Source organism: Snodgrassella alvi (assembly GCF_002777425.1).
Lineage (GTDB): Bacteria > Pseudomonadota > Gammaproteobacteria > Burkholderiales > Neisseriaceae > Snodgrassella > Snodgrassella alvi_B.
On the sequence record NZ_MDVC01000012.1, the window covers coordinates 1 to 7,411 of the forward strand.

Annotated in this window: 13 protein-coding genes; 11 read left to right on the forward strand and 2 right to left on the reverse strand. The window is 41.6% G+C overall.

The annotated features are described in order from the left end of the window. Positions 1–62: 62 nt before the first annotated feature. From BGI33_RS02740 to prmB, 11 genes are all read left to right on the forward strand, one after another. Positions 63–539: a hypothetical protein gene (locus BGI33_RS02740; RefSeq protein WP_100089854.1), complete on the forward strand. Its 477-nt coding sequence runs from the start codon at positions 63–65 to the stop codon at positions 537–539. Beyond that, a complete protein-coding gene (locus tag BGI33_RS02745; RefSeq protein WP_100089861.1) occupies positions 539–871 on the forward strand; it encodes a hypothetical protein in 333 nt (110 codons plus the stop codon). The genes BGI33_RS02740 and BGI33_RS02745 overlap by 1 nt, the downstream gene beginning before the upstream one ends. A 228-nt stretch (positions 872–1,099) precedes the next feature. Further along, positions 1,100–1,360 carry a type II toxin-antitoxin system RelB/DinJ family antitoxin gene (locus BGI33_RS02750; RefSeq protein WP_100089862.1) on the forward strand — a complete coding sequence of 87 codons (261 nt, stop codon included), beginning with the start codon at positions 1,100–1,102 and terminating at the stop codon, positions 1,358–1,360. After that, positions 1,350–1,613: a Txe/YoeB family addiction module toxin gene (locus BGI33_RS02755; RefSeq protein WP_100089863.1), complete on the forward strand. Its 264-nt coding sequence runs from the start codon at positions 1,350–1,352 to the stop codon at positions 1,611–1,613. Before BGI33_RS02750 ends, BGI33_RS02755 begins: the two co-directional genes overlap by 11 nt. A gap of 387 nt (positions 1,614–2,000) precedes the next feature. Continuing rightward, positions 2,001–2,210: a hypothetical protein gene (locus tag BGI33_RS02760; protein ID WP_100089864.1), complete on the forward strand. Its 210-nt coding sequence runs from the start codon at positions 2,001–2,003 to the stop codon at positions 2,208–2,210. Beyond that, complete coding sequence (locus BGI33_RS02765) at positions 2,200–2,700, forward strand: DUF2335 domain-containing protein (protein ID WP_100089865.1); 501 nt, start codon at positions 2,200–2,202, stop codon at positions 2,698–2,700. Before BGI33_RS02760 ends, BGI33_RS02765 begins: the two co-directional genes overlap by 11 nt. A 31-nt stretch (positions 2,701–2,731) precedes the next feature. Beyond that, on the forward strand, positions 2,732–2,989 hold the full coding sequence (locus BGI33_RS02770; RefSeq protein WP_100089866.1) for a hypothetical protein: 258 nt from the start codon (positions 2,732–2,734) through the stop codon (positions 2,987–2,989). Between the two features lie 63 nt (positions 2,990–3,052). After that, positions 3,053–3,493 carry a M15 family metallopeptidase gene (locus tag BGI33_RS02775; protein ID WP_202984294.1) on the forward strand — a complete coding sequence of 147 codons (441 nt, stop codon included), beginning with the start codon at positions 3,053–3,055 and terminating at the stop codon, positions 3,491–3,493. Then, a complete protein-coding gene (locus BGI33_RS02780) occupies positions 3,493–3,828 on the forward strand; it encodes a hypothetical protein (protein ID WP_100089868.1) in 336 nt (111 codons plus the stop codon). The genes BGI33_RS02775 and BGI33_RS02780 overlap by 1 nt, the downstream gene beginning before the upstream one ends. Continuing rightward, positions 3,782–3,979, forward strand: a complete 198-nt coding sequence (gene lysC, locus BGI33_RS14330) for an Rz1-like lysis system protein LysC (RefSeq protein ID WP_100089869.1) — start codon at positions 3,782–3,784, stop codon at positions 3,977–3,979. The genes BGI33_RS02780 and lysC overlap by 47 nt, the downstream gene beginning before the upstream one ends. Positions 3,980–4,394: 415 nt before the next feature. Next, positions 4,395–5,339 (forward strand): 50S ribosomal protein L3 N(5)-glutamine methyltransferase, encoded by a 945-nt coding sequence (prmB, locus tag BGI33_RS02790; RefSeq protein ID WP_100089870.1) that lies wholly within the window; start codon positions 4,395–4,397, stop codon positions 5,337–5,339. 49 nt (positions 5,340–5,388) lie between these two features. Here prmB and BGI33_RS02795 read toward each other — a convergent pair whose 3' ends face one another. Then, entirely contained in the window at positions 5,389–5,853 is a 465-nt protein-coding gene (locus BGI33_RS02795) for a CYTH domain-containing protein (RefSeq protein WP_100089871.1), read from the reverse strand. Between the two features lie 98 nt (positions 5,854–5,951). After that, a complete protein-coding gene (locus tag BGI33_RS02800) occupies positions 5,952–7,256 on the reverse strand; it encodes a serine hydrolase domain-containing protein (protein ID WP_100089872.1) in 1,305 nt (434 codons plus the stop codon). Positions 7,257–7,411: the final 155 nt, after the last annotated feature.

Here is a 7,411-nt window from a genome sequence, read left to right on the forward strand (position 1 = left end):
GCTGGCTTTTTTATTAAACGACTAACCGCCTACTGGCGGTATTTTTATGGAGTAAATTCACCATGCTTAAAGCATTTAAATGGTTACACTGGTTGCTTGATTTACGCTTTTTACCGGATAAATTCCAAGATTGGTTATTTGGTACCGGCACACGAATAATTGAGGTACTAAGCGGGTTTGCCATGCTGGGGTTTGCCCTTGTATTTGCACTGCATGGCGAGGAGATGATTAAAGAGGATTTATATGAAAAATTCCTACATCTTCATCCTAAGATATTCGTGGCCATCTTGGTATTTGTGGCAGCAGGGCAGCTATTTGCTGCCTTTTTTCATTCCAGCCGCAGCAATATCCTATCTGGCTGTTTCCTGATCTGGTCGGCATTAATCTGGGTTGTTATATCCGGGGCATTTATCGCAGCATACCCGCCTTTGTCTACAGGCATGACCACCTATCCCATTATTGCCATCATCTGCGCCCTTGCCGGCAGGAATCTAATCAAACACACCAAACGGGTAGAAGACAAAAAAGGCGGTGAATAATGGACGAGGCTTTCACACTAGCCAATTGCTTTGCCCTTGCTGGCGGCTTTCTAGGCGCGCTGGTGGTGTCTGATTACAAACGCTATGGGACAGTACTAACCGTTACGTTCATCATCATAGGCATGGTTTTTGCGGCAGCATTAACGGAATATTTCTTCACGCAGAACCACCCGTGGCTATTTGCCGGTGCTGGTGTATTTGCCGGTATGGCTTCCACATCTCTACTGGATGCGTTCAAGGCCACAGCACCAAAGATGGCACAAAAGCTGATTAATGCGGTTTGTAACAGGGCAGAGAAGATGATTGGTGATACTGATGATGGACAGAAATAGGGTGTCTGTTGCGTTCCCTTTATCATTATGTAACCGTTTCAAGCCAGCTTAGTGCTGGCTTAATCTGAAACACAGAGCAAATTTTAAGATTAGATTTCTAGGATGGGATTGGAAACTACAACTGCAAAACTTTGTTTCACATTCATTTCTATTGCAAAATTTTTAAAACATCATTACAGTAGTAATGAAATATAAATGAACAGACAATGATTTTAAAAGGTGTTGTATATGGCAAATTTACAAATTCGCATAGATGATAAGTTGAGAGACGAGGCGCAGCAGATTGCTAATGATTTGGGTATGGATTTAACGACCGCTGTTAGAGTTTTTTTAAAACAAATGGTTAATGACAGAGGTTTTCCATTCCGACCCGACTTAGACCCATTTTATAGTCCCAAAAATCAGGAAGCATTAAAAGTTTCTATTGCGCAACTCAACGCGGGCGAGGTGGTTAGCAAAACACTGGACGAATTGCAGAATGAATTTTGACTTCACACCGCAAAGCTGGATGGAATATACATATTGGCAAACCCAAGATCGTAAGACTGTAAAAAAAATTAATACACTTTTGAATGATATAGCTCGTAACCCTTTTGAGGGTCTAGGCAAGCCAGAAGCCCTTAAAGAAAACCTGTCAGGCTTTTGGAGTAGACGTATAGATGACAAAAACAGAATTGTCTACAGAATAGTCGATAATCGTTGCCAGATTATCCAATGCAAAGGACATTACAGCGATAAATAGACGCCCGCAGTAGATTTCAGCCTAGCCCTAAGAGATTTCCCTCCTAGTCCGATTAAAAGCTACAAATTTATTATTTGATTATGTTTCAAATTCAAGCCAGCTAATAACTAATTTGTAGTAAGGTACTATTTTATTAGGTCTTTTAGATAAAAAACTTGATTTCTTAATATTATATGCCATAATTAAAAGTAACTATTAGTAAAAATTTTAAACAAACTAACTTAAAAGGCACTCATGAAACGTATTTATCATGTTGGGTGGGATGGTAATGATTAACATACCTAAATGGAAGTAACTGAATAATATTGCCGAGGTAAGTAAACTTGGTGCTCATTATTTAAATTGAAAAAAATAATAAAATCCATGTAACTAAGTATGGAGACGGATATGAAGGTAATCAGTAAATCTTTTATTGTCGGAATGAGTTCCGCCTTTGATTTATTTCCTCAGAACACAATAAGTAAATTGCCTTTTCAAGCATCTATTGAAAATGGTCAGATTCTGGATGTTTTGGCTCTCCAAGGGGATATGAAAAAAATTGGTGGTGATTTTCAGCAGGCTATAAGAAAAATTAAAGACAAAGATAATGAACGATAATCAACGCCGTGATAGCGAAGAAACAAAGGCGCCATGCCCTCAATCTCAAAATACTGAGAAAGAGATATGTCAACTAGAGGAATTAGATATACTTGATAAACTGGAAGAAAATCCTCAACTTGTAAGTAAGATAATTGCTAGATTTCATTCAGGGCCACTTCCCAGTCCTGAAGATTTGGCTATATATAATCAGCTTATACCTAATGGCGCGGATCGGATAATGCAGAGTGTCGAAAGGGAGCAGTCGGCAAGGATTGAATTAGACCGGCATAAGACAGAATGCGATATCAATTACATAAATAAATCTCTTCAACTGCAACAAAGAGGACAGTGGATTGCTTTCGTTACGGTTTTATTGTTTTTCATATTATCTTTCCTGCTTATATGGACTGGTTCGCCAGCACTAGGTGCATCAATAATGGGAGCCTCTCTAGTTGCTATCGTAACTATATTCATAACAGGGAAAGCCATTAAATCCAAATCTAAATAATTTGAATCTGTAACAGATTCAAGCCAGCCTAATGCTGGCTTTTTTAACACAAAAAAATTGCCCTCAAGGATTCGCACTCCTTGGGGGCATTCGTTATTCAAACGAGGCTTTAAACAACATAGCTAATGATAAACGATTTACGTTTAAGTATCTAGGAGATTTTATGGAAACTATTAATTTTACACCAAAAGAGTTGCGTAAAAAGATGTGGACGGCAGCACTGATTCTACTGTTGCTCATTTTGGCATGGCGACTGCCTGAAATGATCAGCGCGATTAAATGGTGGTGATTTTTATAACAAACGACGAGGCAGCCATTTCGGCTGCTTTTTTTATGCATGAAAGGTTTTGATATGTACAAATTAGGCAAACGTTCTTTAAACAATCTACAGGGTGTTAATCCTAATCTGGTTAAGGTGGTTGAGCGAGCTATTCAGATTTCTACGCAGGATTTTACTGTTGTTGAGGGTAAACGCAGTAAAGAACAATGTTCAATCAATTATGGCAAAGGCCGTACGGCCAGTGAGTGCATCAAAAAAGGCATCGACCCTAAATACGCCCGACCCAACGAAAAAAAGGTTACATGGGTTAGCACGCCATTGGCCAGCAAACATGCAACCGGCCGCGCTGTTGATATTTACCCTTATCCAATAAATATGAAAGATTCTGACCCTAAAAAATTCGAAGCTATTGCGGCAGCTATGAAACAGGCAGCGGCAGAATTGGGTGTAAAAATCAATTGGGGCGGCAACTGGCAGAAAACCAAAGATTTACCACACTTTGAGGTGTTGTAATGAAAAACATTAATTACCCAGCAGTAGGCGCTTGGGCTTTGCTTGTTTTGATGGTGCTGTTTGCAGTGCTTAGCTACGGCAGCAAGCAGTACCAGAAAGGCTATAGCAAGGGTGCGGAAGAAGTTCAGCACCAGTATCAGGAAGCTTTGGCCAAACAACAGGAGGCGGCTAACAAAGCCAGCCAAGAATATGAGAAACAGAAAGCGAAGAGTGAGGTAAAACAAGATGAACGACAAGCACAAGTTACAAAGATTGTTAAAGTTCCTGTGTACACTAATGTGTGTCTGGATGCTTCAGGGGTGCGCATCATCAACGAAGCAGTCAGCAGTCGCTAGCATTCCAGCTAACCTTACAGAGCCATGCCCTGCATTAAGCCAGTTAAACGGTGCTACAGGCGCAGACATCTTGCCGTGGGCAGTTGGGGTAGTAGGGAAGTATAACGACTGCGCAAGGCGGCATAGCGCGCTAGTAAATGCTATTCAGTAAATCGCGTAAATAAAAGATTAACCGTGGTGGAGATCACCACGGTTGAAATGTATTACCTGGTACCCAAATCGTTCATATTTTATCATAACCATTTGATAATTATATATTTAAGATGGTACCCAAACCTATGCTCATACACACAACTACAACTAACCATTTTGGGGTTGATATTGTATGGGATAGAAATTCAGTTGTTGGGGAGATCACCACAACTGAAATATATTTGCGTGCGCCCGTTTTTGGACTTACGTGAAAGGGATGTAAATTCAGTTGTTGCGGAGATCGCAACAACTGAGTAATGATGCTTCAAATCAAGCCTAATTTACAATGATAGATAAATAAAGCTATTCCGCAGAAAAAAATCGGTATTTGATTTACAATAGCTTTTTTAGAGCTATTTAGGGATATTTGCGGAATGGAAAACAGTCGCAAAACACCGTCTTATAAGGGTTTATTTTCTGCATTTGAAGCAGCAGCGCAGCAATTGCATAGTGTACGTGATTTTTTACGTTTTACAGTAAGCCAGTTTGAAGAAGCAGGGCTGTTTTATGGCCATGGTAATGATAGTGCCTATGATGAAGCAGCCTATCTGATTCTGCATACCTTACATTTACCGCTGGATACGCTGGAACCATTTTTAGATGCACGCCTGCTGGAAACAGAAAAATCAGCCTTGCTGCAACTGGTACAGCGCCGTATCAGCGAGCGGATTCCAGTTGCCTATCTGACCAATCAGGCCTGGCAGGGGGAATATGAATTTTATGTGGATGAGCGGGTGATTGTGCCGCGTTCATTCATTTATGAGCTTTTGGGCGAATCGCTTCAGCCGTGGATTGAATATGACGAGCTGGTACACAGGGCGCTGGATTTGTGTACAGGCAGTGGTGCGCTGGCTATCCAGTTGGCACACTGTTATCCGGATGCGCTAATTGACGCTGTTGATATTAGTCTGGATGCACTTGAAGTAGCTGGTATCAATATTGAGTCCTATGGTTTGCAGGAACGCATTAATCTGATTCACACCGATTTATTTACAGGTATCGATACTACCTATGATTTAATCGTATCTAATCCTCCTTATGTAGATGCTGAATCCGTTGCGCAATTACCGGATGAATACCTGCATGAACCGGAGCTGTCGCTAGGCAGTGGGATTGATGGGCTGGATGCTACCAGACAGATTATCCAGCAGGCAGCCAAATATCTGAATCCGAATGGTGTATTACTGGTTGAAATCGGCCATAACCGCGAAGTGCTGGAGCAGGCATTTCCCGAGCTACCATTTACGTGGATGTCCACCAGTGGCGGTGATGGTTTTGTGTTCCTGCTAACTCGAGAACAGTTATTGGGCGAAGTATAAATTGTTGCCTGTCTGGTCAGCTTGTCGCACATTATGGAATCTTGGGTATTTACCATAAGGTAAACGGCAGACTGACCAGATTGCTATTGTAATAGCGTGGGTCATCCGATACTTCCTGTCCAATCCAGTCTGGTAAGACAATTTGCTGATTAGCATGATTTAATTCGACCTCAGCCACAATCAGCCCCTGATTAGCGCCTAAAAATTCATCAACTTCCCACACCAGACCATTCAATGGTATGCGATAACGGTATTTCTCAATTATTGGCTGTTCGGCCATATCACTGAGCATATGCCGAGCGTCTTCAGCAGGTATTGGGTATTCAAATTCGGTGCGCGTAATGCCCCGATTAGTACTTTTGATGGTTAGCCAAGCTTGAGTGCCACAGATGCGAATACGTACCGTGCGCTCCTTGATGGTGGACAGATAGCCTTGGCAAAAATGTATCGCAGGTGCCAAGCCCCGCCAGCCATTGCCTTTTACCAGAAATTTGCGTTCAATCTCTTCTGCCATAATCAGTATTTGCTATTAAGTTATGTGGTGAATAAAAAAGCACCAGAAACTGCCTGACAGTTATCTGGTGCAGATTACATTAAGCTGAATAATAGCAGTTATAAAGCCAGCTTGTTGGCAATAGCATTAAACATCAGTGAGGCTTCCAGTGGTTGCTCCAGCATGGATGGCTCTGCTTTAGGCCAGATTGACCATTGTACAATAACCAGTTTCTGTGCCTGATTAACCATAATAATCTGTCCGTAGATACCTAAAGCCCACATACTGTCCTGATAGCTCAAACCTGTTGTGGGGGCAACATCGGTAGCCGTGGCTGGAACACTGTTATTCCACCATTCATAACCGTATGTACCTTCCGGATGCAATTTACTGACAGAATTTTTCGCCTTATTCCAGTTACGTGCATCTTTCACCCAGTTTTTCGGCAGAGTCTGCTGGCCATTGGGCAGTGTACCGTTATTCATAACAAACAGGCCAAATTTACCCCAGTCTTCCAGTGTGGCATTAAAGCCATGAGCACCTACATCATGTTTGCCCACAGCGTAGCTGTGCCATACACCATCGCGGCTCATCCCATAAGGTTGCCAGATTTTATCCTGAAGATATTTGGCGATACTTTCTCCAGTGGCTTTTTCTAGCGTATCGCCCAGTAACCAGGCTCCACCGGAAGAATATGACCAGGCTTTACCCGGTTTGGCATAAGCTTTGCGTTTTGGATCTTTTACCAGACTGTTAACACAGGCATAAGTATTTGGATGTGCCTCACACTGGGTAAGCTGAGAGAAGTCCGATTGCGGATTGGTGTAATCTTCATTCCAGTTTACACCTGAAGTATGCTGCAACAACTGACGAACAGTAACGTGCTCCCATGCAGTACCACGTACATCGGGATTGTATTTCACTACTTTGTCATCCAGTGATTTAATTTTGCCTTCTTTCAGAGCTACACCCACCAGTGTGGAAACAATGGATTTACCTACAGAACGTGATGTCCACAATGTAGTGGAATTATTACCATTGGCATAGTAATCCCATACAACCTTGCCATCTTTGATTACCATCATTCCAGTGACATTATTACGCTTCAAATAGTCTTTCAGTTGATATGACCGCCCATGTAACTGATAACCCACTTTAGAAAGGTTCTGCAGGGCACGTGGTAGCGGTTGGCCATTGGCTGCATGAAAAACATCGCCGTCATAGGAGCGGTAGTCATTACGGAAACCAATGGTACGCTGTTGCTGATTCCAAGTGAGCATGTTTTTTACATCAGGCAGTTTGCTGTCAACAGAGGCAGGGCAGTTGTTCAAATGCAATGATTTACAACTATTCAGTGCTGGCCCAGCCTGAATATTAAAGGCTGTAGTTAGGCATAAAGTCAATAAAGCTGTTTTTATTTTCATATATGTGAAATACATTAGAATCTCCAATGTGCGTTCAAAACTAACAACCAGACCTTCATTAATATATACCAATAATATTAATATTATTTTGCTTTTATATGCAAGATTTGAATATATTTTTGTTTGCAAATGGATTTTGTCATATATTTTAACCG

Excerpts from the sequence above, each read along its gene's own strand:
- BGI33_RS02740 (WP_100089854.1), top strand. The coding sequence starts at position 63 with ATGCTTAAAGCATTTAAATGGTTACACTGGTTGCTTGATTTACGCTTT.
- BGI33_RS02745 (WP_100089861.1), top strand. The coding sequence starts at position 539 with ATGGACGAGGCTTTCACACTAGCCAATTGCTTTGCCCTTGCTGGCGGC.
- BGI33_RS02750 (WP_100089862.1), top strand. The coding sequence starts at position 1,100 with ATGGCAAATTTACAAATTCGCATAGATGATAAGTTGAGAGACGAGGCG.
- BGI33_RS02755 (WP_100089863.1), top strand. The coding sequence starts at position 1,350 with ATGAATTTTGACTTCACACCGCAAAGCTGGATGGAATATACATATTGG.
- BGI33_RS02760 (WP_100089864.1), top strand. The coding sequence starts at position 2,001 with ATGAAGGTAATCAGTAAATCTTTTATTGTCGGAATGAGTTCCGCCTTT.
- BGI33_RS02765 (WP_100089865.1), top strand. The coding sequence starts at position 2,200 with ATGAACGATAATCAACGCCGTGATAGCGAAGAAACAAAGGCGCCATGC.
- BGI33_RS02770 (WP_100089866.1), top strand. The coding sequence starts at position 2,732 with ATGCTGGCTTTTTTAACACAAAAAAATTGCCCTCAAGGATTCGCACTC.
- BGI33_RS02775 (WP_202984294.1), top strand. The coding sequence starts at position 3,053 with ATGTACAAATTAGGCAAACGTTCTTTAAACAATCTACAGGGTGTTAAT.
- BGI33_RS02780 (WP_100089868.1), top strand. The coding sequence starts at position 3,493 with ATGAAAAACATTAATTACCCAGCAGTAGGCGCTTGGGCTTTGCTTGTT.
- lysC (WP_100089869.1), top strand. The coding sequence starts at position 3,782 with ATGCTTCAGGGGTGCGCATCATCAACGAAGCAGTCAGCAGTCGCTAGC.
- prmB (WP_100089870.1), top strand. The coding sequence starts at position 4,395 with ATGGAAAACAGTCGCAAAACACCGTCTTATAAGGGTTTATTTTCTGCA.
- BGI33_RS02795 (WP_100089871.1), bottom strand. The coding sequence starts at position 5,853 with ATGGCAGAAGAGATTGAACGCAAATTTCTGGTAAAAGGCAATGGCTGG.
- BGI33_RS02800 (WP_100089872.1), bottom strand. The coding sequence starts at position 7,256 with ATGAAAATAAAAACAGCTTTATTGACTTTATGCCTAACTACAGCCTTT.